The sequence below is a fragment of the Mojavia sp. genome (genome assembly GCF_059505145.1).
On record NZ_JCACKA010000028.1, the window covers coordinates 14,689 to 41,498 of the forward strand.

Genomic DNA, 26,810 nt, shown 5'->3' on the forward strand with positions numbered 1-26,810 from the left:
AAGGTCAAACAATTTTGGATGCGTGGATTTTAGATTTATTATCACGTTTAAATTCGCTTTCTACCCTAAAGAGCGGGAACCATTTTCAAGGGAACGGGAACGCTATGGTAACAGACCCGCTCAGATTTGAAATTTTGATCCTTCAATCCAAAATTTCAAATCTAAAATCTAAAATTCGGTGAGAAGATGAACTGATTCGAGTAAGGCGTTTTAAGTCCATACAACTCTTATGAAGATACATCTAAACCATAGTTCTGATAAAGAGTTTTAATTTTATTTTGAATGAGTGCTTGCACATCTTCTGGCGATACAATCACACAATCTGGTGCATATTGCATCACTTCCCGAATAAACCAAAAGGTACTAAAGACACGCCTGACAACTCGCTTCACACGTTGTGTGTCTGGTAGCCATTCATTTATTTGATCTTCCGCTTTGGCTTGATAAGCAAAGCCTAAATTACCCAGTAGATGCATTTCTACATCTATCTGTGCCAAGCCAGTACGCCACTCGCCAGCAACAGGTAAAACAGCAGCCTCTTGAATACGGTCTAAACGCAAACTCCAATTATGACGTAATTCTTCCACATCAGAGTTTCCCTCTGTCTCTTCGCACCAGCAATCAAGATATTGCCGCTTTTCGTGGGGCGTAATTTTGGCATAGCGAACGGTAAAATTAAACACACGCTCTGCTGCATCTTGATAGGAAAGCTGAAAGGGCTGTTCGCGCAAGATATAGCGGTCTATTTCTAAGCGCCAAGGCGGGGGTAAATTCTCTAAGAAACGTTCGATTTCGCCCCGCAACGGTAATGATAGTTCGCTGCGTTCGAGAAGTAAGTTTGCAATAATTTGCGCTTGTTCAATCTGCCCGATATCTGTCAACGCATTGATACATCTATGTAACGCCCTGATGCGGGTTTCTGACCAGTTGTTGTTTTTACCGATGAGTAACTTACGTTGAGCGATCGCTTTAATTAACTTAGAGATGTTAGGCTCCTCTCCCCACATCATACCGAATTCACGAGCGATCGCTTCTAGCTCGGCTTTGTCGCGTTCTGATATCGACAGCGTAATAGATTGACCTTTTCGACTCATATTTTATACGGACACTTTTATACGGATAAATCTTGGCAACTTCTATTTTGCATGGCATTATAGGGAATAACAACGAGTTACGGACAGTTTTTAAGTACAGTGAAAAACTCGCACCATTGGTGCGAGAAATAGGCTGGAGATGTTTTATACCCATCTAAAAAACTGCAACCAATGGTTGCAGAAATTTATAAGTGGTATTTCTTAGCACATATATAAAAACTGCCGCCATTGGTGGCAGAAATTGATTAGATTTACTAAGTCTGTCATTCTTTTTGCATAAAATTTCCGATAAACCAAGCATTCACAAGGAATTATCAAGGATATGTCTGAAAATTACAGCATAAATCTCAAACCTGTTTATTCTCAAACCGTCCCTACACCTGACGGGGTGAAATTACCTAAAGATTGGTCGCTTTCTTGGCATCAAGCAGAAACTTATCAAGCATTACAAGACCCAAATATTGATGTTGTCTTCAATAGAGCGATGACAGGCGATGGTAAAAGCTTGGCAGCTTATTTGTCAGCAATGACAAATCGCACGTACACTTTAGCAATGTATCCGACAAATGAACTCGCACGAGATCAAGAAAAACAGGTTCAAGGATACAAAGATGAATTTAAACCCAAGTACGAACCTCAAATTAATCGCTTAAATGCGGCTATTTTGGAAAAATATATAGCTACTGGTAAGCTGTTTTCCAAACGAGATGGGATAGAAGATTTTTCTACTAACTATGAAATCCTGCTGACGAACCCTGATATTTTCCATTACATCCATAATTTTTACTACTTGAGAGGAAAAATAGATAATCCTGACAGGTTATTCAGACGTATAGATGAAAATTATAAATTATTTATCTATGATGAGTTTCATATTTTTTCATCTCCGCAAGTAGCTAGTGTTATTAATACAATACTTTTAATAAAACACACTGGCGATACTCATAAAAAATTTCTCTTCCTTTCTGCTACACCTAACGAATTGTTAAAGACTTTTCTAGAAAAGGCTCAACTTAGATATAAAGAAATTGCTCCAGATGCTGTTGGAGCTTACAAATTCTCATCAGATGATTCAAGCAATGGGTGGCGGCAGATTAGTCAACCTATTAACTTATGCTTTGCTCAAGGAATAGAGCCTAATCTTAGTTCTAGCTATAAATGGATAGAAGAAAATGCTGAAACGGTGATTTTAAAATTTTTTCAAGACTATCCTAACAGCAAAGGTGCAATTATTTTAAATTCCATCGCAGCAGTTAAAAAGCTAATAGATAAGTTAAAACCTATTTTTGAACCGCGATGGAAGGTTAGAGAAAATACTGGTTTAACAGGAGAAACCGAAAAATCTCAATCAGTTACCGAAGCAGATTTACTTTTGGGTACTTCTACAATTGATGTCGGCGTGGACTTTCGGATTAATTTCTTAGTTTTTGAAGCTGCTGATGCGGGAAACTTTATTCAACGATTTGGTAGGCTTGGTAGACATGAAGGTTTTGAAGCTTATCAAGCTTATGCTTTAATACCTAACTTTCTTGTTGCAAGGCTATTTACAGATAAATCCCATGCTTTAGAAGATGGTGAAACTTCTGACCGCATTAGTTTTAAAAATGCCATTGATAAATTTTGGACATTTAAAAATCAGTTTGAGCGATATCCTCAGCAATGGGGTGGTATACAGTCAGCTTATATCTATTCAAAGCTGCAAGGAAACTATCATATCAAAGAGAAATATCCAGAGGTAGCTAAGAAATTTGGCATTAGTGTTCAAAATGCTTTGGGAATTAGCATTAAACAGATGAATGCACAGTTTTATCGCTGTCAAAGTGAAGGAAAGACAAAAATTATTGATGAGGCTAGGAGTTTTCGGGGAAGTAGCCAGTTAGATTGTGCAATTTATGACTTAACTAATCCAGATGAGCCAGAAGCAGAAAGATTTAAAATGTATAATCTTCCTGGCATTCTCAATAACTTTATTTTCGAGTTATGGGATAAAAATAGCTTTATGGAAAAAGCCGAGAAAGCTGGAGTAATTACTACTCGCTTTGATAAAGCTTTGTGTTATTTAAAGTTTAAAGGCTATCGGGATGTGCGGGAAGATTGGCACTTCTATTATCCAGGGAATTTGAGAGAATTAGCTAAATCTGGTAAGGTGCAAGTTCTACCAGATAAACAACACGAACTACAAGGTTTAGAGATTTCGCAACGACACGGTTACGGTATCAACCAAATTAGTGATGCTGTGAGTAGACGTAAACTAGTGTGCTTCATTTCAGACCGCGATCGCAACTTTTTACGCGCCACTCTCGGATTACCTATGCACTTTCAAGCTTACCCCCTCACGAATGAGCCAGAGGATAGAAGCCCTCAGTACACCATTACTTTTGGACAAGATGCGCTGTTGTTGGAAACCTTAACTTGGCATTGGAAGCCAAAGGATGATGAAGGATGGATATGTTAGAACTAAAGGCTATTAGAGGTGAAGCTACATGACTAACAATGATTTGCTTTCTCGAATTTCCATCGACCCGAATATTTGTTTCGGTAAACCTTGCATTCGCGGACACCGTATTTGGGTTTCTCTAATTCTCGACCTTTTAGCAGCAGAAGAAACAATAGAGACCATTTTAGAAGAATATCCTAGCTTAGAAAAAGAAGACATTCTTGCTTGTATCGCTTATGGTGCTGAGATGACAAGGGATTGTTTTGTTGAAATCCCTTTAGGAACTCACAAGGAAACAAAAAAGTGAATATCAAACTAGATGAAAATCTTGGTAGCCTGCGGGTGGCTACATGGTTGCGTTTAGCAGGGCATGATGTTGCAACAGTTAGAGAACAAGGTCTTACTTCTACTCCAGATGAAGAATTAATTGTTATTTGTCACCAAGAAGGCAGGATATTAGTTACTTCAGATAGAGGATTTGGTAATCGTCTGAAATATAATCCTTCAGACTATTCAGGAATAATCATACTACGTTTACCTGGTCGTTCTAAATTTGCTGATTGGCGTGAAGCTATTGAGACATTAATTGCTGGTTTAGAAGCCGCAGATGTGGCGGGAAAGTTGTGGATAATTAGCAACGGTAATATTCAAGAATATCAACCAATTGAGCTAAAGGATAAAAATTAATGGATGAATTTGATGATAATCTTCCCGATGAAGTACCAGATTTTGATTCAGTAAAAGATGAAGATGATGAATCGCCTGTTAAACGCGAACTTCTCACTATTCGGTTATTTAAAGAAGCTGTAAAAAAGGCAAAAGGAAATGAAGGCGAGCGCATCATAGAAAAATTTGCAGATTATGTCTTACCTAATTTAATTCGACAGCTAGCAGGTGCAACTGCTAAGGGTGGTAAATTCTTTGAAGTAACTGTAGAAATTATAAATACAAAACGCGCAGCAGCAGGTAAAAAACCACTTCGTAGAGACAACGCTGGCGACCAATCTATACTTGCTCACTTACTTAATGGTCTATTTCCCAGCTATCGAATTTTGAGGAAGTTACAAGCAGAAGGAATAGGCACAAATCCAGTTAAGCGTAATTGTGAAGATTTGCAATCGTCTGTATTTATTGTTTCCTATTTGTTGCATGACTATGAAAAATTCCCTGACTATCGAGATTGGTTAGAACAGAATTTTATCATTCGCAATTGGGAAGAAGAACCACCAAAAAAAGAAGATGCTCCGAATTTGGGACGTGAATACATTACCAAAAAGATTTTAGATTTTGGCTTATACCACTTACTAGGCGAACAATGGGAAGAACTTATCGATGACATTATTGAAATTAGCAGCAATGCAGGAGTTAAAAATGATTCGGATTTAGGTTTGATTACTCGTGGCTTAAAACCTTTAGATGATGAAAGACTAGATAGCAGAATTAGACAGGTTTTGATTGACTTAGTTTCACTATCTGATTTATTTGCTTCAGTCATTAAACATCCGAGAGATGTAGAAAATAGTCGTTTACCTACATTGCTTGCAAGATTAAGCAATCATCAATTACAACTTACCTATCATTCCCTTGCAGAAAATCGTGGAATTCTCACAAATATTTTCAATAATGCTTTAATTGCAGCACATCCTGAAGAGTTTTATACACCATTACTTTATCTACCTGATGGCGTTGTCTATTTAGCTACTGTTGATGCTCCTCCGATTACAACTGATGGAATTCCTGAACAAGTTATTACCAAAATAAAGTACTTATGTGCCGAGAAACTGAAGGAAAGACAGACAGGTTTTAATCGTGATGGTAAGGGTTTTAAATTTGCAGATTATTACTGGTTATTTTTTGATGTAGTTGAATTAATGGAAGTTAGCATTAATGCTGCTTCTCGGCTACTTCCAGACACAAAACCTGCTTCTGCTGGTAAGCGAGGCGAAAGCTTGCTGAATTATCAAGCACAAGGCGAACTATCAGCACACTTAAATTTACAAATTTCTAATGAAATTCGCATTGATCGATTAGCGGAGTTTGGTGATATCCTATGTCGGGGGATTTGGGGTAGTTGGTGCGAAAAAGTTAATGATTGGCAGAAACAACTGCTAAAAAATCAGAGAAAAAGTATTCCTGATTTAGATTTGACACAAAAGCTAGCTGAATATTTGGAATTATCAGCAGAAATTCCAGCCGTCAGAGAAATTCAATCTTTGAAAAAAACAGGTGGTGTACCTCTTGATTGGTATTACCTAGCAGCGCAATACTTTCGCAATCATTCAGGATTAAGCTTTGCTCAAATTCTGGAAGTTATGAAAGGGATGGTAAATCATGTTGCTGCTTTTATTAGACCAATTTTAGCAGAGTTTCAGGATATACCCGATGGCTGGGATGACTTAAAAACTTATGTCAGCCAAGTTATTTCTTTACCAACAGGCGCAGTTATAGAACCAAAACCGGACTCATTTTTAGTTGAACTTAAACGCTATAATGCTGCCAAAATAACGGGTAGAGGACGAGAAAATGTTTGTGCAATTTCTAGTTCTTCATATACTGTGACTGAACAGATGGAATCAGCAACTTTATTTGCTCCTCAAGTCTACAGTAATCGTCAGATTTTATTTAATGCTCAAGCTGCTAAACGGCAAATTTGCTCAATTTGGTCAATTGAAATTATGTTGAGACAAATTTTGATGAACCAAACAAATGCTGTAGGAGCAGATTTTGAAGGTCGTAAATATCGCTATCTCTACCTTTACCCAACTTACTTTTTTACCCCAGAAACCAATAAATTTTTGCAAAAGGCTTATGAGCAATTTTCCCGAACTCGGTTTGATGCCGAAATGCGTAAGCATTTTATCGCAGAAAATAAAGTTGCAAAGTTTCAAATTGATGATTATCAAAAAATTGATTCTCTCTTGATTAAAGAAAATCTAAAGCCAGAAGATGACCGGACTTTTAAAATTAGCTTTCCAGAACATGAAACTCTGACATTTTTCTTTTTAGGTTTACCGCCTGGAAGAGACGCTACAGATACAGAATCATGGGTAACACCAGCTTGGTTAGCATTAGCGTTACCGCTTGTTCTCGATGTGAAAGTCGTAGCATCAGAATCACCTGTACCACCTTTCATTAGTGGTGCTGACTTTGAACAAACAGTTTTAATTGATGGAGAACATCAAGCGATTCGTTCTTTGATTCAAAAAGATAAATATCGTTTAGATAGCATTCTACCTCGTAGTTCAGAAACGCGTGAATTTTCTCCCCTAAATGCTCTCACTGCTGCTTACTCTATTCACTTGGAAGTTAACCGTAAAAAGGATGGCGATCCAGATTGGGGAAAACTAGCAGATTTAGCACGAGATTTAGAAACCAGTCCTCTCTATGTCTTCCACTACCTTAACAAATGGTTGCGAAAGCAAGACAAAATTGATTATGTACCTATGGCGAAAGTCCGCCTATACTTGGATTTTTATCACTATTTTGAACCAGAAGGAAAAGCTGTGAATCAACTGCGTAAGTTAACAGAACTCTACCGTCGTTTTTATCGTTCTAAAAGTCAATATGCCAAAGCTAATGCAATTCTCAAACCAATTGATGAGGCTGCTGATGTAATTTTGAAAATTGATAAATCTATGGCTAGTGACACTGATTCTTTAATAGATGTGGTAGCGGCTCGTCTAGCCAAGCTGATGAACAATGTGCGGCGGAAAGCTGCTGAAGGAAAACCAACATTAACTCTAGTTGATGGGAAGTGGAAACCTGCCTTAACTTCAGAAGAAGAACGTCAAGCAGTTTATGAGTTTTCTAAGTATTTTGTAAAGGAAATCTTTGAGGGAAGTTTTAAAAGCGATCGCGCACGTTTAGCAGGTACTCAACTCAATTTAATTAGAGATACTTGTGAATACCTTTATCGCCTAGCAGATGATGAAGAACGTAAAGCACGTCCACAAGATGAACCTGATGATATTCCTGAATTAGAACTTGAAGTATCAGTCTAATTTATTCTTTTTTTTCAACTAACTAAATCGGAGCAATCAAATCATGAAATTCTTGAAAACACTCGATTCTAAATTTTTCCACGATGTAATCCCTGCTAAACCAATGGGAAAATATGTTCATTTTATTACTATTCGTGTTACAGAATCTTACCCTTTATTCCAGACGGATGGTGAACTTAATAAAGCCAGAGTGCGTGCTGGAATTGAAAATAAAGAACCTATTAGTCGCTTGGCAATGTTTAAGCGCAAGCAGTCTACACCAGAACGTTTAACGGGTAGAGAATTACTACGTAACTACAAAATTGGTGATGCTGAAAAATGCGACTACAATGTAGATTTCAGCAAAACTACTCCTGATTGTATTCTCTACGGTTTTGCTATTGGTGATTCCGGTTCTGAAAAGTCGAAAGTAGTTGTAGACACAGCGTACTCTATTACACCCTTTGATGATTCTCACCTTAACTTTACCCTCAATGCACCTTTTGAGAATGGGACGATGAGCCGTCAAGGGGAAGTAACCAGCCGTATTAATAGTCAAGACCATATCTTACCTCAAGTCTTTTTCCCCAGTATTGTCACGCTGAAAGATCCCACTGAAGCTGGATTTCTCTACGTTTTCAATAATATTCTCAGAACACGCCATTACGGAGCGCAGACTACCCGCACTGGTAGAGTGCGTAATGAGTTAGTTGGAGTCATTTTTGCTGATGGTGAGATTGTTAGTAATCTTCTCTGGACTCAAAAGATATATGACGTAATGAGCAATGCAACTCCAAAGCAAATTAATCCTCCTGATCCGCTCAATGAAGATGAGGTTTTAGAGGCTGCTACACAAGCAATTACTACTCTAATGTCTCAAGAGTATATTTCTCATACTGATTTCGTTGGTGCATCCTTCACACAACTTTTGAGTGAAGTCAAGTCTATCACCAGTGATGAAACTCGATTGCAAAAAATGTTGACTCAAGCAAATGCTGAATCATCTATTTATGCTCAAACATGGGTTCTTAAATCAGGTAAGAAAGACCCTAAGAAAGATACCAAGAATAATAAGAAAGCTGTTGCTGCAACGGAGTAAGCGATATGGTGTTTATTTACCGTTGTCAATTAGAACTACATGACAGTCTTTATTACGCAACTCGTGAAATCGGGCGATTGTATGAAACAGAAGCCCTAATTCACAATTATGCTCTCTGTTATGCACTTGGTTTAGTTGATAGCCAAATCTACTCTACTACCGTTGCTGAAGAACATTCTTATCGCTATTTTTGCCCCGAACAAGTGCCAAAATATGAGGAGCATCTAACACCACTCAATCAACAGGGAATTTATGTAACTCCGGCGCGATCGCTCAATCATTCTGCCATACTCAACACCTGGAAGTATGCTAATAACAACTACCACGTTGAAATGGAGAAAACGCAAAAGAATATTCCTAGCTTTGGTAGGGCAAAAGAAATTGCACCGGAAAGCCAATTTGAGTTTTTTATAATTTCTCGCAAGCAACTTAAGCCACCAAAATGGATTCGCTTGGGTAAATGGATGAGTAAAGCTGAACTTACTACTCAAGAAGTTAACAACATTGCATTAAAAACAGGTGACTTCTCCTTTTCTTACCCATTGAATCCTTTGGATGTAATGTTTACCCATCAAGTTGTTAGCTACGATGTGGTAAATATGCCCCCGGTGAGTCTGATTCACAATGTCAGTATTCGCCAAGGACAATATTACGAATTTGATAATCCCAACAAAACCGAAAAATTGCGCTTACCTGCAAAAATGCAGTATCAATTTAAAGCTTAATTTCAAGTGGTGGGCAATGCCCACTACATCTAGCATTTTAAATTATTCATGCCTCACAGCCTCGTCCTTAACCTCATTCCCCAATCTCCCATTTACCCGGAATTCCTCACCGGTAGACACTATCACGCACTATTTCTCACTCTCATCAGTTCTGTTGATTCCAGCTTGGCAGACTATCTGCACTCTTCCAACGTAGACAAAGCCTTCACTCTCTCGCCGTTGCAAATACAACGACAACACAAGCAACATCAGCACACGTTGCAATTGACTCATCAAAAATCTATCGCGGCTGGTACTCCCTGTTGGTGGCGTATTTCCTTACTTGATGACACTTTATTTAGTAAATTAACTCCACTGTGGTTGAATCTTAACCCTGAACACCCTTGGCATTTGGGTTCTGCAAATTTACACATTACGAGTATTCAAGGTACACCCCAATCAACGCAACCTTGGGCTGATGCTTGCACCTACGCACAATTGTACGAGCAAGCATCAGATCGCGATCGCACCTTTAACTTCACCTTTGCAACACCTGTATCCTTCCGTCAAGGCGGATATGATACAGTTCTCCCTATCAAAGAATGTGTATTCAAGAGCCTTCTTAGCCGTTGGAACAAATACAGTGGAATCGAAATCTCCAATATTCCCATTGAATCACTTTATCCAAGTGCTTTTAATATCAATACTGAAGTTGTCAGTAACTACGATAGTAAGTTTATAGGCTGTGTTGGTGGAATTAGTTATCGAATGCTAGGGGATGTTGAACCATTAGCAATCAAGCAAATAAACGCATTAGCTGATTTTGCATTATTTGCAGGGTTGGGGCGTAAAACAACAATGGGTATGGGGATGGCACGTAGAGTATAAATTATAGTTTGCATCCATGAAACTCAATTATGAATGAGACTGATTACATTCCGATTGCTGCTTTAAATCAATATGCTTACTGTCAACATCGCTGCTGGCGAATGTTTTGTGCAGGAGAATTTATTGATAACCAATACACAATTGAAGGTACAACTTTACACGATCGCGTTCATACAACTGGAGACGGAAACCGCGATGAGACTTGGCAAATCAGGGCGATTTGGTTGAAATCCGATACATACAAGCTCATAGGTAAATCTGATTTAATTGAATCAGAGAATGGTCAGTGGTATCCAGTAGAGTACAAGCGAGGACGTAAAGCTGAATGGGACAATGATGAACTGCAAGTCTGCGCTCAAGCATTGTGTTTAGAAGAAATGACAGGTCAAGTAATCAATACTGGTTATATCTACTATGCACATTCACACCAACGCCAGCGTGTAGATATTTCTGAGGAATTACGTCAAAGTGCGATCGCTACCATTGAAGCAGTTCAAACACTAATATTTACGGGTGCAATGCCCAAAGCTATCAAAACAAAACGGTGTGACGGGTGCAGTTTATATTCACACTGTTTACCTCAAGCTACAGAAAAAGTAGAACGCTATCAAGAAGCCAAATAGTTTTTAAGCACATTAAATAGTTGTGGATGTAACTATGGGAACAGTATATGTTACTCAAGAAGATGCTTTTGTTGGCAAAGTTGATGAGCGTCTTCATGTCAAATTTGATAAAAAGACAATTTTAGATGTTCCACTAATTAAAGTAGATGGTGTTGTAATATTAGGACGTGCAACTATTTCACCTGCTGCTATTTCTGAATTGCTAGAGCGGCACATACCTTTAAGCTTTCTGACAGAGAACGGTCGTTACTTAGGGACTTTACAACCAGAAGTAACTAAAAATATTTTCGTGCGTAAAGCTCAATGGCAAGCAGTAGGTGAGTCAGCCCAAGCAATTCATGTGGTGCAAGGTTTTATTCGGGGAAAGTTAAAAAACTATCGTAATTTCTTGCTCCGTCGTCAACGTGAATGTTCAGATTTAGACTTATCTGCAAACATAACTTGCTTAGAACAAGCACTTGCACCAATAGATACTACTCAAAATATTAGTTCACTTCGCGGCTTAGAAGGTGCTGGTAGCGCTGCTTACTTTGGCTGCTTTAATCAACTTATTCTAGCTAAAGAATTTACTTTTAGTAAGCGTGTTCGTCGTCCACCAACTGATAGAGTTAATTCTTTACTCAGCTTTGGCTATTCATTATTGCGACATGACATTCAAGGCGCAGTTAACATTGCTGGTTTTGATCCATATTTAGGATATTTACACTGCGAGCGATATGGTAGACCTTCTTTAGCATTGGATTTAATGGAAGAATTTCGCCCTTTAATAGTAGATGCAGTAGTATTGTCGGCAATCAATAAACAATCATTAACAACAGCAGACTTTCTTACCGAACCCCTCAGTGGAGCCGTTTCACTTACCTCAGAAGGGCGAAAAACATTTTTAAAAATATATGCACAAAAAAAACAATCTGAATTTAAGCATCCAGTACTAGGACGCAAATGCACTTACCAAGAAGCGTTTGAGTTACAAGCTCGGTTACTAGGTAAATATTTAATGGCTGAGATAGACAAATATCCCCCGCTGATTTTGAAATAAAATGTTGGAGGTCAAAAGTAGTAATGAATTTAGTTATATCCTACGACATCAGCGAAGATAAACGCCGTACCAAAATCCACAATATTCTCAAATCTTATGGTCAGTGGATGCAATATAGCGTGTTTGAGTGTCAGCTTACGGATACTCAATATGCTAAATTGCGCTCTCGCTTAAACAAGTTGATTAAATCTGACGCTGATACTATCCACTTTTATCCTATGTGTGCTTGTTGTTTTGGTAAAGTTGAACGTATCGGTGGTGAACCACTACGCGATGATACTATTTTCTTTGCTGAATACGCGGATGGGTAGGTGTTAGTCAAACAGGTTAGAAAAAAATGGCTCAATCCTTTTCAGCATAAGGTTTATAGTAAATTTTCTTCAATCTATTACCCGCGCTCCTTATCTGGAAAGGGTTTCAGCTATTTTCATCTGTTTCAACTCATACCACTTGTGCTATTATTACCCCATCTGCGCTTTAGAACCTTGAAAACCAAATACAGGTTAACTTTCAACCTACTGCCGTTGAAATTTCACTTACTCCCTATTAGGGATTGAAACACTAGCGCTATTTTCAAATTCGCTCATCTTGAAGTTGAAATTTCACTTACTCCCTATTAGGGATTGAAACTTTAATCGCATTGGCAAGCCCGTTAATAGTTTTTATTGTTGAAATTTCACTTACTCCCTATTAGGGATTGAAACAGAGTAAAAATATATCTTATATAAGATATAGCTGTTGAAATTTCACTTACTCCCTATTAGGGATTGAAACGGGAACAGTGGCGTTAAACTCTTCCATATCACGTTGAAATTTCACTTACTCCCTATTAGGGATTGAAACCTTAGCTGGGAGTTACAACCTCCTACAGATAAAGGGTTGAAATTTCACTTACTCCCTATTAGGGATTGAAACACTTGTAGCTGTTCCAGGGAATAAGCAATCACGGTTGAAATTTCACTTACTCCCTATTAGGGATTGAAACAACTCTGTGCGATCGCAGTTGGCACTAGTCAGAGGTTGAAATTTCACTTACTCCCTATTAGGGATTGAAACACACCGCAGACATTGGCAGAATTTGACCGTATGATACTCAACGTTGAAATTTCACTTACTCCCTATTAGGGATTGAAACTTGTGGCAATTCTCCTAAATGGCAAAAGCTACCTGTTGAAATTTCACTTACTCCCTATTAGGGATTGAAACTAGAGGAAGATATGGTCGCAAATCTTGCTGGGGTTGAAATTTCACTTACTCCCTATTAGGGATTGAAACACAATAGTGTTGTGACTTGGGAGAACCGTGCGAGGAGCCGTGTTGAAATTTCACTTACTCCCTATTAGGGATTGAAACTGCCTAACGCAATCCATCTACAATGGTGTTTTAGGTTGAAATTTCACTTACTCCCTATTAGGGATTGAAACGAATTTTGAAAAAACCTGAAAACAGCCGTAAGAAGTGGTTGAAATTTCACTTACTCCCTATTAGGGATTGAAACTAGTAACCATTGTAAGGAAACAAACGTATATAAGGAGTTGAAATTTCACTTACTCCCTATTAGGGATTGAAACGTTTCAATCCCTTTTAGAACATCTGATTATGAACCAAGTTGAAATTTCACTTACTCCCTATTAGGGATTGAAACTGAAGGATAACTTCAATACCGTATCCTCTGCTGAAGGTTGAAATTTCACTTACTCCCTATTAGGGATTGAAACTGATAAGGTAGTACCTCAGGATATTACCAAGTTACGCCCGGGTTGAAATTTCACTTACTCCCTATTAGGGATTGAAACTTGATACCAGCCTTAAACACTCGGAGGAACTAGTAACTGCTGTTGAAATTTCACTTACTCCCTATTAGGGATTGAAACACTGATCGGGAAGTGATCGGAAGTGATCGCCGATCGTTGAAATTTCACTTACTCCCTATTAGGGATTGAAACTGCCTTACTCTCAGTACAATCCAAATACTTTTACGGTTGAAATTTCACTTACTCCCTATTAGGGATTGAAACCAATCACTTCCAAACCGGGCCACTCGTTAGGGGCTGCATGTTGAAATTTCACTTACTCCCTATTAGGGATTGAAACTAATTTTTCCATCAGCAATCAGGCTTTGGCAAATTGTTGAAATTTCACTTACTCCCTATTAGGGATTGAAACACACACCAAAGGCTTCTGATAGGTATTAGCCATCGTTGAAATTTCACTTACTCCCTATTAGGGATTGAAACAGTAGTTTTTTTAATCTCATATTAAACTCCTAAAAGTTGAAATTTCACTTACTCCCTATTAGGGATTGAAACTGGAAGGATTATTTATATAGATGCTGCTGAATAGTTGAAATTTCACTTACTCCCTATTAGGGATTGAAACTTGCTGCAAGTATGGCTGTAGTGCTTTTACCTGAAGTTGAAATTTCACTTACTCCCTATTAGGGATTGAAACACTACGGCAATTATAAATGGCAGAAGTTGCCCAAGTTGAAATTTCACTTACTCCCTATTAGGGATTGAAACTATAGAATGCCTACTCACTGTAGCGCTTCTACCAAAAAAGTTGAAATTTCACTTACTCCCTATTAGGGATTGAAACGGACACTATCCTTAATTGGATCAACAATATTAGGGTTGAAATTTCACTTACTCCCTATTAGGGATTGAAACATTGAATATTTCAGCCAAAGCATCAGTAAAAACTTTCGTTGAAATTTCACTTACTCCCTATTAGGGATTGAAACTTTATAACGTCACAACTCAGTCATAATTCCCAATCGTTGAAATTTCACTTACTCCCTATTAGGGATTGAAACAGCTTTTTTGAATTGCCCCCCACTGTGGCCAAGCACTGAAATTTCACTTACTCCCTATTAGGGATTGAAACCCATTACACCCAACACCTGTAATTAGTTACAGAGTGCAGATTTTTTTATGAATACTTAAAAGGGGAAGGGGCGGTTACCGTCGGCCCCCTTCCCCCTTCATAATGATTATTATTATTGTTTAAATGTCGGCTTATGATTTTTGTTGAGTAGTTTATTCCTTGGAAGTCCCTAAATATTTCGCTCTTCATTGCTTGCTGTGATTGGGTGTAAACAGGCTTACCTTGCAATTTCTGCCCAGCTTAACGAAAATCAAAACACAAGCTAGCGAATCTCTGCTCAAAATAGTGTTCAGTAAGAATACGAATTGCAGCTATAACTATGTCCCAACCAACTATAGAATCAATCTTGCAAGAGAAGCGCCTGTTTCATCCCCCTACAGAATTCTCTCAAAACGCCCAAATTAAAAGTCTCGAAGATTATCAACGTCTCTACGACAAAGCCAAAGCTGATCCACAAAAATTCTGGGCGGAATTAGCCGAAACTGAGTTGCACTGGTTCCAAAAATGGGACACGGTGCTAGACTGGCAACCACCTTTTGCAAAATGGTTTGTCGGCGGTAAGATTAATATTTCTTACAACTGTCTTGACAGACACCTCACTACTTGGCGCAAAAATAAAGCGGCACTAATTTGGGAAGGTGAACCAGGAGATTCGCGTACCCTCACTTATGCCCAACTGCATCGGGAAGTTTGTCAGTTTGCCAATGCACTAAAACAACTGGGAATACAAAAGGGCGATCGCGTCGGTATTTATATGCCGATGATTCCCGAAGCGGCGATCGCAATGTTAGCCTGTGCAAGAATTGGCGCACCCCACAGTGTGGTGTTTGGTGGTTTTAGTGCGGAAGCTTTGCGCGATCGCCTAATTGATGCGGAAGCAAAATTGGTAATTACTGCTGATGGTGGTTGGCGTAAAGATGCGATCGTCCCTCTCAAGGAACAAGTAGACAAAGCCTTAGCCAATGGCGCTGTCCCCAACGTTAAAAATGTATTGGTGGTGCAACGCACAGGGCAAACAACTCACATGGAACCAGAACGTGACCACTGGTGGCATGATTTACAAAAAGGTGTGTCAGCCGATTGTCCTGCGGAATCAATAGATAGTGAGGATTTGCTGTTTATCCTCTACACTTCTGGCAGCACTGGCAAACCAAAGGGTGTTGTGCATACCACTGCTGGGTATAACTTATACACCCACATGACCACCAAATGGGTCTTCGATTTACAAGATACAGATGTATATTGGTGTACTGCTGATGTCGGTTGGATTACAGGTCACAGCTACATTGTTTACGGCCCACTTTCCAACGGTGCAACAACGCTGATGTACGAAGGTGCGCCTCGTGCTTCTAATCCTGGCTGTTTCTGGGATGTAATTGAAAAATACGGTGTCAACATTTTTTATACTGCACCTACGGCAATTCGCGCATTTATTAAGATGGGTGATAAACATCCCAATGCACGAAACTTGTCTTCGTTGCGTTTGCTGGGAACCGTAGGCGAACCAATTAACCCGGAAGCGTGGATGTGGTATCACAAAGTAATTGGCGGTGAACGCTGCCCAATTGTTGATACTTGGTGGCAAACAGAAACTGGCGGTATCATGATTACGCCACTACCAGGGGCAATTCCTACCAAACCCGGTTCAGCAACTCTTCCCTTCCCTGGAATCCTCGCAGATATCGTAGATTTGGAAGGGAATACTGTACCCGAAAACGAAGGCGGTTATCTAGCGGTACGCCACCCTTGGCCAGGAATGATGCGGACAGTTTACGGCGATCCCGAACGCTTCCGTCGTACCTACTGGGAACACATACCCCCAAAAGATGGCAACTATACTTATTTTGCCGGTGATGGAGCCAGAAGAGATGAAGACGGCTATTTCTGGGTAATGGGTCGCGTAGATGATGTACTGAATGTATCTGGACACCGCCTTGGTACAATGGAAGTAGAATCAGCCTTGGTGTCTCATCCTGCGGTTGCAGAAGCTGCGGTAGTAGGTAAACCAGATGAACTCAAAGGTGAGGAAGTAGTTGCGTTTGTAACTTTAGAAGGTACTTTTCAGGCCAGTGAAGATTTGAGTAAAGAACTCAAGCAGCACGTTGTTAAGGAAATTGGCGCGATCGCTCGTCCCGGTGAAATTCGCTTTACAGACGCTTTGCCAAAGACGCGATCGGGTAAAATTATGCGGCGATTGCTGCGAAATCTAGCTGCGGGGCAAGAAGTATCTGGTGATACCTCAACTTTAGAAGATCGCAGTGTATTGGATAAGTTGCGGGAAAGTACGTAAACAATTCAAAAGTCAACAGTCCAAAGTCGTAATACTTGGCTTTTGAGCAAGCACCTTTGGAGCAGGTGCAAGGGTTTAAGGATGTAGGAAAGAAAGAGTATAAGGCTATGAGGGGAAGATTTGAATTGCCATTCCTCCTACACTCTATCTCCTTATACCCCTACACCCTTGTTTTTGAATCTTGACTATCCGAAGGAACATTTGACACACCATCACAGGTCAATACTAATTGAGGTGCGTTTGTGAATTTGCCAACGCACCTCAATTTATCATAGGGATCAGAACACTCTTGAGGGATTAAGGGCGATGAAGCTGAACAACCAATATAAATCAGTATTTGTTCAACCTCTTAGCTACATAACACTGAGTATCATAACTTCAATTTTTATATCACCATCAGTTTTAGCAGTGACTGCACAGGGTTCATTACATACCCCTAGACAGTCTGCTGACAAATTCACCCGACAAGAAAGCTTTAACAGCAGAGAGCAAAAACTAGCACAGTTTGAAGACTCAGTTCAACAAGAGCGATCGCAGTTTATTCAACAAGCCAATTCTTTATACAGTCAAGGAGATTTTAAAGGTGCAGAGGAAAGTTTACGTAAATTTATCAAAAGATTTCCAGAAGATGCCTTTGGACATTTTCAACTAGGAAATGTGCTTTTTCGTCAAAACAGATCGGAAGACGCAATTAGTGCTTACAAAGAAGCAATCCGCTTAAAGTCGAAATATGCTCTAGCTTATAATGCTATGGGGATTGTTTACGCCAGTCAAAGCCGTTGGGATGACGCTATGAGCGAATATCGTAAAGCTCTAGAAATTAATCCTAATTATGCCGATGCATTGACTAATTTAGCACTAGCACTGTGGCAAACAAATAAACGGGAAGAAGCGCTAGTTTCTTTAAACAAAGCTTTAAATATCTTTAAAGAGCAAAATAGAGGCGAAAAAGCTTACCAAGTTGAACAGATTTTGCAAAAGATCAAAAATTCCGATAATCCTGGTGTTTCATAAAAACTACGATACTGCGGTTAGCTAGTAATATTTAAAATCATTCTTTTTTGTCAAAAGTTGCTAGCGATCGCCCAAAACGAAAAGACTCTACCGCAGATAAACATATAGAATTTATCGGTATTTATCGGTGTTTATCTGTGGTTCCAAATAATAAACCATAATTTTTACCAGATGTCAGTTATTGAGCATCTTTGTATTTTGGCGTAAATATTAAAATAAAAGTCAGACAAATCACTGGTTAAAGCCTATAACTTCCCTATCGGCATTAACTCTACCTGAGCATACCCAATTACCAGACTCAGATGTAGGAACGCACCGAAGTTGAGCGACAAAAGCGGGAGAGAATTGTAGAGAAGCTGCGTAATCTTTCTCCTGAACAACTTATTTATCAAACATTTTAACCAACACAACCATTTTAATGAGCAACAGCGCCACCTTACGAAGTTTTCACCTAAACGAATCGCAAAGGTATAGATTCATCTTGAGGATTCTACGCCTTTTAAAATGCCTTTTTGCTCATATACTGGCATAACTAGTTTTCTTAATGCAGGCAATTGTCTACCAAAAATAATAGACCCTATGATACAAGCTATGCCATCAATAATTAATGTATTAGGAGCGCCAATATGACTGGCTAAAAAACCACCTAATAAATTACCCACAGGTATCATTCCTAAAAATGACATTGTATACAAGCTCATCAATCTTCCCCGTTTATCTTCGTCAACAATCGTTTGTAAAAATGTATTGCTGGAAGCAATTTGGAGAATTGTTCCTAAGCCAACAAATAACATTAAGAATAAAGACAACGGTAAGTATCGAGAAAAAGAAAAAGCAATCAAACCAACTCCTAAAATTGCTGGAGCTATAGCAATTATTCTGCCAATACCTACTATTGTTCGTCGCGTAGCTAAATAAATACCTCCCGATAATGCTCCCAGCCCTGAAGCGGCCATCAAAAAGCCTAACGATTCTGCACCACCTTTGAGAATCTCTTCGGCAAAAATTGGTACAAGAATAGTGTTTTGCAACCCCATCAGGCTAACTAAAGTTGATAGCAATAAGATGGCTCTAATTGGTGGAAAGCTAAAAGCATAAACGAATCCTTCTTGAACTTGTTGCAGAGGATTTCCACGGCTAACTGTAACTTTCCAAGGTTTAATTTTCATCGCCAATAATGCGGCGATGACAGCAATGTAGCTCAAACCGTCAATTAAAAAACAGTAAGCAGCACCAACACTGGCAATTAGTAAACCTCCGATCGCGGGGCCAATTAATCGCGCACCATTGATCATGGTTGAGTTAATGGCGATCGCATTGGCTAAATCGTCTTTATGTTCTACTAGTTCTGGCACAAATGCTTGTCTTGCTGGCGCATCTAGAGCATTAATAAATCCCTGAAACAAGCTCAAAGCAATGATGTGCCACACCTGAATTATACCAGTCAGTGCTAGCGCCGCCAATGCTAATGACTGAATCATCGCCAAGATTTGCGTACCAATTAAGGTACGATACCGAGAAAAACGATCCACAAATACTCCCCCAAAGGGAGCAAGAAAAAAGCTAGGAATTTGACTGGTAAATCCGACAAGTCCTAGCATAAATGCGGAGTTAGTTAAGTCATAAACCAACCAAATCGTCGCCAGTTGTGTCATCCAACTCCCAATCAGGGAAATACCTTGTCCGGCAAAAAATAAGCGATAGTTTTTTGATCTTAATGCAGGTAGAAGCAGCCACTTTCTTTTATTCATTGGTCATATTAACTGTTACTGGCACCCGATTTACTTAACCTCTACACTAACTTCCGCAGACATCCCAGGTGTAATCCACAAGTCGTATCCTTGAATACTCTTTTGGTTAAAAATTAATTACTTTTATTGAAATGCGTTGTACGATTTTGGTGAAGTTACCCGTGGGGTTATCCGCTAGCAATAAAGCAAATTGAGCGCCGGAAGCTGGCGAAATACTATCAACACGACCCTTAAAACAGAGGTATTGGCTTTTGTATCCGTTGAAAGTATTAATGCCCATAATTGTCAACTCACTTATTTGATAATTTAATTAACAGTCTTTTATTTAAAATGCCTAATATTGAATAACAAATGAATATTTAGCATACGTAATATTATGATGAAACAAAGCTTAACATTACTTCACCCAATTGGATGATTATGACCTTTTCTCAAGACAGGTATTAACCAGAAAATCCCACAACGCTCGTCATCAATGCCCAATGTCAAGACAAATTAGCGATCGCCCGACTTAATAATTCAGAAAATAATTCTCGTTCAGCCTGAGAAATACCAGACATAGCTTCTTCACGCAATTCTACCGCTAGTGGAGGCAAGATTGTTTCTAGTTCCTTGCCGGCATCGGTTAGCCAAATCCGCCAGATGCGGCGATCGTGAGCATCCCGTTCTCGACGTACCAAACCACGTTCTTCCATGCGATCGAGGACACCAGTTAATGTCCCTCCTACCTGTTTGAGTTTATCGCCAATACTGGAAGTTGGTAAACCATCTTCTTGCCACAAACAACACAAAACTAACCAGTGAAAGGGCGTTAATCCAAACGGCTCTAACTTTTCAGTAAACTTACGAGTTAGCAGTTGTGATAGCAATTTGATTCTGTAGCCCACACTGTATGGTGCTAAAACTTGCTGCCACGACTCTAGTACTTCAAAATGATTAAATGTAGAAACCATTTAAGATAATTATTTAGTGTACGTAATATTATTATAACTAAACTGCGTTCTCTTGACAACAGCTAGTATCCATCTTGATTTAGGAAAGGACTTGTATCAACTGGTACTGTTGCAGTGTAGCGATAACACGGTAAGGCTGAGATAAATTAGCCTTCTGTTGTGCAGAGATCCAAGCATAACTTAAAGGTGGTAGATGGGCAATTGTATTTACCTGTTTACCGTGAATAGGAGTGTAGAAATTGAGCAGTATAGAGTTTTTGTCTTCTGGTTGTAGAAAGTAGACTGGATGCGTTTGAAGAATAGAGGCGATCGCAGGCTGTTGGAAAAAAACTCTAAAAGCAGGATTATAATCACTTAACACACCAAGACTACCAGCCATAGCCAAAGTCAGCCAAGCAGGAATTAAATAACTCGCCACCCAGTAATTATTTGTGAGAAACTTTTTACCAAAGTGGTAACGACCAATCCACACCAAAGGCACAATTAACCAACCCAATCCTAAAATCAAGCACAGAATTGCACGCTGGCGAATATAGCCATCATCTGAATTAAAAGCAAATATGCTTACTAGCAAAAGTACAATACCAAGTACACCAAAGGCATAACTAAAGTTTCTAGGAAGATTTTCTCTAGCCTTCCTTAAAAATGAGAATAATATATTGCTTTCCAATCTTGGAAGAGAAGATTGAGAAGAGTTAGTTTGATATATAAATCCTTGCTCATACATTGTACCCAACCAGCCTAAACCCACAGCAGCAAGCATTGCTATAAAGGGATAAAGACAAAGAGCATAGTGAGAAAGACGAGTAGAAAAAAGACTCAGTTCAGCAAACAGTACAACCGGAAAACCAACTAATATCATTTGATAGCGAGCAATTGGGCGATATAAGAGCAAAGCTAACCCTAAAAGCCCGAAGAAGAACCAAGGGAACGATTTTAACGGAATATTCCAAATATAGAATAGGATTCCATTATAGTTGCGGTCTTCGGAACCTAGCTCAATTACAAATCCTAATAGCTGTGCCAAACTTTCATAACCATAACGCAACCAGTTTAACCAAAGCCAAACCAAGGAGGGAATTAAACCTACTAACAACCCTAAATAAAACATTGGGTTGGTAAGATGACGATGACGGCGATGTTCCCAAATTAAATAAGGTAATAAAGCTATCATTGGCAAAAAAATCATAAAGCTTCTTAATAAGAAGCCTAAACCGAAACTCAACCCAGCAATAAAAACCAAAAAATAGCGATGTTTAGGATAGAGTTCAGCTTTTAGTAAAGATAAAATAGCTAAAAGCACCAACATAATCATAGGAATATCTGGTGCGGCTAAACGACTAGATTGCAACCAGAGAAATTCCAAACTCAAAATAAGAGATGCTAACCACGCCACTCTTTTACCCAAAATTATTTTGCCTAGTTCATATATAATGAACAGGCAAAAAATCCCAGCAACCATACTAGGAAATCGGGCACTAATTTCACTAATACCAAACAATTTGTAGGAACTAGCAATTAACCAATAGGGGCCAGGAGTTTTATGATGTGCATCGCCCCAGGGAGCTATCCAGTCACCAGTATCAAATATCAGGCGCGATCGCCAAGCATAATATCCTTCATCGTGCGCCATTAAGCTATTCTGCCCTGAATTGCATAACAATAAAGGCAGTATCCAAAGTAACAGACTGAAATAATCAAATTGCGAAAATAAGCGAATTTGCCGCCACACAGCTTGAAATAATCGTAATTTGTACAACATTAATTAGTACGAATTGAATGTTGTTGGGTTAACTTAATTTTTTTACCATATTGTTTTTAAAATATGTAAGACAACATCCGAAATACTAGATCCAAATAGTAACTAAAACTGACACATTTTTGTCAATATCTCCTCCAAAAGAAATAACTATGATACTTCGACCGAATCAACGCCTGAAGTTAGATGACACAAATGACAAGCTGTTTTACACTGATCCGCGCTTCGTCACTCATGTCGATGAAGGCTTTATTCAACAGCTAACAGATTTGTATCGTCAGCGACTCAAACCGAACACACGCATCTTTGACATGATGAGCAGTTGGGTGTCTCATCTGCCAGCAGAAATGCAGTTTTCCTATGTTGAGGGACACGGACTCAATGCTGAAGAATTAGCCCGTAATTCCCGATTAAATCATTACTTTGTGCAAAATATCAATGATAATCCGCAGTTACCCTTGCAGGATCAAAATTTTGATGCCGTTCTCAACTGCGTTTCTGTACAGTACGTACAGTATCCAGAAGCAGTCTTTAGCGAAATTTACCGCATCCTCAAACCCGGTGGTGTCGCTATTATCAGTTTTTCTAACCGGATGTTTTTTCAAAAAGCGATTCAAGCTTGGCGGGATGCTTCCGAAGAAACTAGGGTGGAATTAGTCAAGAGCTATTTTGCCTCAGTACCAGGATTTACTACTCCAGAGGTCATTGCCCATAAGTCAAACATCCCCAATTTTCTTCAGTGGTTGGGAGCGCCTGGGGGAGATCCATTTTATGCAGTTTTAGCTTACCGCAATCAAGAGTCCTAAATTAAACCTGCTGAGTAACGAGTACCGAATGCTGAACAAAGATTCATGATTCTATTCACTCATCACTCAGCAATTACAATTTAGCAATATTATCAAAACGTAAAGTTTGTGGCTAAAAATTACACAAGCGCTGATAATTGCCTCAAAGCTTAAACATTAGGAGAAGCTAAACATGACTTTCCCCCGTAAGCGTAGGATTTTAGCTGCTGTTTTACTGTCAGTATTGTTACTGACTACAGCCTGTTCTACAAAAGAACCCAATCGTTTTGATCAAGCACAGCAAGAAAGCACCCGCCAAAAAAGTGGTCAAGCAGTTGCCAAAGAAGCAACTCAGGGTAGCAAATTGAACCAATTTTTCCCGGCTGGCGGAGATGGCTATCAGCGCGTCTATACTCAAGAGAAAAAAGGCTTTTCCGAAGCCAACCTGAAAAAAGGTAATAAAGTTGTCGCGCAACTTGCTATTTCTGACACTACGAGTATTCCCAATGCTGCGGCAAAATTCTCCAAAAGCACTAAAAAAGTTGGTGGTTATCCCGCAGTAGCAGTTGGTAATACTCAAACTTCGATTTTAGTGGGTAAGTATCAAGTGAAAGTGATTTCTAAAGACCCAGCTTTTACCACTAAAGAGCGCGAAGCTTGGATCGAAAAATTTAATCTTAATGGTTTGGCTAAACTCAAATAAACTGCACTACCGAGATAAAAATTACAACAGCTTAAGGAGATTAATTTGAGCAAACCGATTTTTGAGTTAGTGGATCAACTACCAACTAGTGGCTTGACTATTTCGCTGTTGAATGCGCTCGATTTTGTCGCTCCTGGACAATGGCAAAATACTGTAGGTTTTGTCAACACTATTAAAACAGTAACTGGCGAAACTGATGAGGAGCTAATTCAGCAAATTGGCGAACGAGCAATTTATCTTTATAACGATAGATCCCAAGGATATCAACGAGCTATGTGGCTCTATCAAACCGTTGATGGTACAGATAAAGCTCTTGGTGCAGCAGCTTTAGCTAACAAAGTAGGTGAAAAAATTCCTTTATTAGGTTTTTTAAACACTGTTACTCCCAAACCTGACAAAGCCCAAACCATTGACTTATCTTTGAAATTAGTTGCTGAGTTGGTGGCCTTCTGTCAAATTAATGGCATTCCAGGAGACAGCATTGGTGATTTCGTTGGCTCTTTAGGTGAGTATAGTGGTGAGTCGCTGATTCGGATGGTGGCGTTAGTTTGCGTTGATGGCTTGATACCCTTGGGGCCTGACTTCATTAGCAAAGCGATATCTGGAATTAGTCAGACAAATCCACAGGAGTTAGAACAAAACTCGACTTTCCAAAACATCCAAGATGTTATTCCCGGCAATAATGCAGGCAGTAAACTTAACTTTATCGGCGAAAGCTTTGATTCGGTTAAAGGTTGGATGAACGGTCTTGTTGCCTCTAATAATCTCACACCACAGAAAGTTACCGGGCACTTGCAAAATTTTGTTGAAATTTCTGATAGCAAATTAGACTATCTGGCGGCGTTCTTAGATGTGGCAACTAATTACTATGAACACACAGGTACACAAACTCTGGCACGTCGTTTAATTGAACGAGCTGTTGCTGAGATTTAAAGTTATAAGTAATTGGTAATGAGTAATGGTTAATGTTTGCAATTAACCATTACTCATTCCAATTATCAAAAATGTAACGGAAGCGTCAACGAATTAAAACATACTTTCTATCCAGAATCTGCTAATAAGCTAGTTATATTTGAGTGCGATATAGAAAGTCTAATCACACACCTATAACATAGTCATTTCTATTTGGGCAAATGCAGATCCGCCGCGATCGCATATAAGTAAGGTTGAAAAATTGTCCAGTCTTCCAATTTATCAAATTTCCCCGTTTCTGAGGCTGGGTCAAAGGCAGAGGAAATTACGTAAAGTGCGCTCCCATCAAAGGCAACATGGCCGATATGCTGCTCCTGCACTCCATTTTGTTGGTTGATTCCTGTAAACCCATAGCGCATTCCTTGCAGTTTACCAATGGTTACTGGTTGCGGAGGATGGGCTGAGAAAACAATCTGGTTGCCATAGCTAGCCTGACGATCCTTCGAGAAGATATTATAGTAATCTGTCACCCAAGACCTAAGTGCCGTCAATAATTGGGTTTGATACTTAGGATTTTGGTAATCGACTTTTGTATTGGGTGGAATACCAGCTGCTAAAAGCTTCTTTTGAAAATCGGGATTTTTTTCTAATGGATAAATCCCAATCTCAACTGTACCTAAGAGTTTTCCTTTGGTAAAAACACATAGTAGAGGCGCATTCCCCTCACAGGGAGCAACTTGCCAACCACTTGGGGCAGTTGTCTTACCCAGAATCTTTTTCCAGATATTTACCTCTGTAGAGTTGGGGCTTTTTGAGGCTTGTACCACTGGAGTTGTCTGCACGGTTTTGGGTTCAGACAAGTGGGGAAGACTATATTTTATTCCCAGTGGAACTAATGCTACTAACGCAGAACCGATGATTAGATGGTAGAGACGCAACATTTTTCCTGAAAACTTAGAACCAGAAATTGCAGAATGATATTATCTGTGACACTTGATGGATACACAAGAAGATACATCTACATCTCTTGAAGTTCCTTCAAAGAAACTTTTATACTGAGTAATATTAGATATTTACATTTTTAGTAGCACTGAAAGCTACAACAGTGCTACTACTAAAATCATTATTCATGGGGGTCTGCTGAGTTATTTGCGACCAAAAATTGTAGTAAGGCAGAGCAATTAAGACGAAGATTCAATGTTTTAGGATTTGTTATTTGTAGCGAGAACGTTGTCTACGACTTTGCTTGTGCCTAGCAATTGCTTTGCGCTTTTCTTTTTCTAAAGGCGTCTCAAAGTGACGCTTCTTACGCATATCTTGGAAAATTCCTGCTTTAGAAACTTCCCGCTTAAATCTTCGCAGAGCTGATTCAATCCCTTCATTCTCCCCCAATACTACTTGTGTCATTCTGATTCCTCCTCATGTGGATGAATAGACAAAATAAAATATTCCAGCAGAGATGAGCCTTTGCCCTGATCTGCTGGAGACTCTAGATTTTAAGTTGTTTTTAATGAAAGCCTTAATAACTACGGCGATTGTTGTTACGGGCATTGTTGCCCCAGTTACCACGAGGGGAAGAACTTCTTTCCTCACGAGGTTTAGCTTTGTTAACTTTCAAATCACGTCCCATCCACTCTGCACCATCTAGTGCTTCAATAGCAGCTGCTTCTTGAGCATCTGTTTCCATTTCTACAAATGCAAAACCTCGTGGACGACCTGTCTCACGGTCGGTTGGTAGTTGAACGCGATTAACTGTTCCATACTCAGCAAAGGCCCTCTTCAGGTCTTCTTCTGTAACCTGATAGGACAAATTTCCAACGTAAATTGACATATTCTGTCTCCGAATTCAGAGAGTGTAGAGAGTTAAATTCGGAGAGACGCTTTTTAGAAACC

Annotated in this window: 22 protein-coding genes and 1 CRISPR repeat array; of the genes, 15 read left to right on the forward strand and 7 right to left on the reverse strand. The window is 39.3% G+C overall.

The genetic code is table 11. The annotated features are described in order from the left end of the window. Positions 1-227: 227 nt before the first annotated feature. Complete coding sequence (locus AC5JL8_RS03895; RefSeq protein ID WP_495878467.1) at positions 228-1,094, reverse strand: WYL domain-containing protein; 867 nt, start codon at positions 1,092-1,094, stop codon at positions 228-230. A gap of 322 nt (positions 1,095-1,416) precedes the next feature. Between AC5JL8_RS03895 and cas3 the strand changes: the two genes are divergently transcribed. The 12 genes from cas3 (at position 1,417) to AC5JL8_RS03955 (ending at position 18,054) form a co-directional block, all read left to right on the forward strand. Next, complete coding sequence (cas3, locus tag AC5JL8_RS03900) at positions 1,417-3,549, forward strand: type I-D CRISPR-associated helicase Cas3' (RefSeq protein WP_495878468.1); 2,133 nt, start codon at positions 1,417-1,419, stop codon at positions 3,547-3,549. Positions 3,550-3,577: 28 nt separating this feature from the next. After that, complete coding sequence (locus AC5JL8_RS03905) at positions 3,578-3,838, forward strand: DUF433 domain-containing protein (protein WP_495878469.1); 261 nt, start codon at positions 3,578-3,580, stop codon at positions 3,836-3,838. Then, complete coding sequence (locus tag AC5JL8_RS03910; protein ID WP_495878470.1) at positions 3,835-4,218, forward strand: DUF5615 family PIN-like protein; 384 nt, start codon at positions 3,835-3,837, stop codon at positions 4,216-4,218. Before AC5JL8_RS03905 ends, AC5JL8_RS03910 begins: the two co-directional genes overlap by 4 nt. After that, entirely contained in the window at positions 4,218-7,532 is a 3,315-nt protein-coding gene (cas10d, locus tag AC5JL8_RS03915; RefSeq protein ID WP_495878471.1) for a type I-D CRISPR-associated protein Cas10d/Csc3, read from the forward strand. The genes AC5JL8_RS03910 and cas10d overlap by 1 nt, the downstream gene beginning before the upstream one ends. A gap of 43 nt (positions 7,533-7,575) precedes the next feature. Beyond that, positions 7,576-8,610, forward strand: coding sequence for a type I-D CRISPR-associated protein Cas7/Csc2 (gene cas7d / locus AC5JL8_RS03920; protein ID WP_495878472.1), 1,035 nt, complete (start codon positions 7,576-7,578; stop codon positions 8,608-8,610). 5 nt (positions 8,611-8,615) lie between these two features. Continuing rightward, the gene (cas5d, locus tag AC5JL8_RS03925; protein ID WP_495878473.1) at positions 8,616-9,335 is read left to right on the forward strand and encodes a type I-D CRISPR-associated protein Cas5/Csc1; all 720 of its coding nucleotides are present in this window, start codon (positions 8,616-8,618) and stop codon (positions 9,333-9,335) included. A 48-nt stretch (positions 9,336-9,383) separates the two neighbouring features. Next, positions 9,384-10,202 carry a CRISPR-associated endoribonuclease Cas6 gene (gene cas6, locus AC5JL8_RS03930; protein WP_495878474.1) on the forward strand — a complete coding sequence of 273 codons (819 nt, stop codon included), beginning with the start codon at positions 9,384-9,386 and terminating at the stop codon, positions 10,200-10,202. 29 nt (positions 10,203-10,231) lie between these two features. Beyond that, a complete protein-coding gene (gene cas4 / locus AC5JL8_RS03935) occupies positions 10,232-10,825 on the forward strand; it encodes a CRISPR-associated protein Cas4 (protein WP_495878475.1) in 594 nt (197 codons plus the stop codon). A gap of 34 nt (positions 10,826-10,859) precedes the next feature. After that, on the forward strand, positions 10,860-11,864 hold the full coding sequence (gene cas1d / locus AC5JL8_RS03940) for a type I-D CRISPR-associated endonuclease Cas1d (protein ID WP_495878476.1): 1,005 nt from the start codon (positions 10,860-10,862) through the stop codon (positions 11,862-11,864). Between the two features lie 23 nt (positions 11,865-11,887). Continuing rightward, entirely contained in the window at positions 11,888-12,175 is a 288-nt protein-coding gene (gene cas2 / locus AC5JL8_RS03945; protein WP_495878477.1) for a CRISPR-associated endonuclease Cas2, read from the forward strand. Positions 12,176-12,387: 212 nt separating this feature from the next. Next, a CRISPR array of direct repeats spans positions 12,388-14,750; the repeat unit is 37 nt; unit sequence GTTGAAATTTCACTTACTCCCTATTAGGGATTGAAAC. A gap of 319 nt (positions 14,751-15,069) precedes the next feature. Beyond that, positions 15,070-17,040, forward strand: a complete 1,971-nt coding sequence (acs, locus tag AC5JL8_RS03950) for an acetate--CoA ligase (protein WP_495878478.1) — start codon at positions 15,070-15,072, stop codon at positions 17,038-17,040. 306 nt (positions 17,041-17,346) lie between these two features. Next, complete coding sequence (locus AC5JL8_RS03955; protein WP_495878479.1) at positions 17,347-18,054, forward strand: tetratricopeptide repeat protein; 708 nt, start codon at positions 17,347-17,349, stop codon at positions 18,052-18,054. Positions 18,055-18,530: 476 nt separating this feature from the next. Here AC5JL8_RS03955 and AC5JL8_RS03960 read toward each other — a convergent pair whose 3' ends face one another. The 3 genes from AC5JL8_RS03960 to AC5JL8_RS03970 all read right to left on the reverse strand — a co-directional run bounded on the left by AC5JL8_RS03960 (position 18,531) and on the right by AC5JL8_RS03970 (position 22,520). Continuing rightward, positions 18,531-19,805, reverse strand: coding sequence for an MFS transporter (locus tag AC5JL8_RS03960; protein WP_495878480.1), 1,275 nt, complete (start codon positions 19,803-19,805; stop codon positions 18,531-18,533). A 485-nt stretch (positions 19,806-20,290) separates the two neighbouring features. After that, a complete protein-coding gene (locus tag AC5JL8_RS03965) occupies positions 20,291-20,758 on the reverse strand; it encodes a MarR family winged helix-turn-helix transcriptional regulator (RefSeq protein WP_495878481.1) in 468 nt (155 codons plus the stop codon). Between the two features lie 79 nt (positions 20,759-20,837). Beyond that, entirely contained in the window at positions 20,838-22,520 is a 1,683-nt protein-coding gene (locus AC5JL8_RS03970) for an ArnT family glycosyltransferase (protein ID WP_495878482.1), read from the reverse strand. A gap of 149 nt (positions 22,521-22,669) precedes the next feature. Here AC5JL8_RS03970 and AC5JL8_RS03975 point away from each other — a divergent pair, with 149 nt between their 5' ends. The 3 genes from AC5JL8_RS03975 to AC5JL8_RS03985 all read left to right on the forward strand — a co-directional run bounded on the left by AC5JL8_RS03975 (position 22,670) and on the right by AC5JL8_RS03985 (position 24,938). After that, positions 22,670-23,323 (forward strand): class I SAM-dependent methyltransferase, encoded by a 654-nt coding sequence (locus tag AC5JL8_RS03975; RefSeq protein WP_495878483.1) that lies wholly within the window; start codon positions 22,670-22,672, stop codon positions 23,321-23,323. Between the two features lie 172 nt (positions 23,324-23,495). Beyond that, positions 23,496-24,005: a hypothetical protein gene (locus AC5JL8_RS03980; protein WP_495878484.1), complete on the forward strand. Its 510-nt coding sequence runs from the start codon at positions 23,496-23,498 to the stop codon at positions 24,003-24,005. A gap of 45 nt (positions 24,006-24,050) precedes the next feature. Continuing rightward, positions 24,051-24,938, forward strand: a complete 888-nt coding sequence (locus tag AC5JL8_RS03985; protein WP_495878485.1) for a hypothetical protein — start codon at positions 24,051-24,053, stop codon at positions 24,936-24,938. Positions 24,939-25,126: 188 nt separating this feature from the next. Here the strand turns inward: AC5JL8_RS03985 and AC5JL8_RS03990 are convergent, their stop codons facing one another. The 3 genes from AC5JL8_RS03990 to rbp all read right to left on the reverse strand — a co-directional run bounded on the left by AC5JL8_RS03990 (position 25,127) and on the right by rbp (position 26,748). Then, complete coding sequence (locus AC5JL8_RS03990; protein ID WP_495878486.1) at positions 25,127-25,858, reverse strand: hypothetical protein; 732 nt, start codon at positions 25,856-25,858, stop codon at positions 25,127-25,129. 271 nt (positions 25,859-26,129) lie between these two features. Beyond that, positions 26,130-26,324, reverse strand: coding sequence for a 30S ribosomal protein S21 (rpsU, locus tag AC5JL8_RS03995; RefSeq protein ID WP_495878487.1), 195 nt, complete (start codon positions 26,322-26,324; stop codon positions 26,130-26,132). 112 nt (positions 26,325-26,436) lie between these two features. After that, entirely contained in the window at positions 26,437-26,748 is a 312-nt protein-coding gene (gene rbp, locus AC5JL8_RS04000; RefSeq protein ID WP_495878488.1) for an RNA-binding regulator, read from the reverse strand. Positions 26,749-26,810 lie beyond the last annotated feature (62 nt).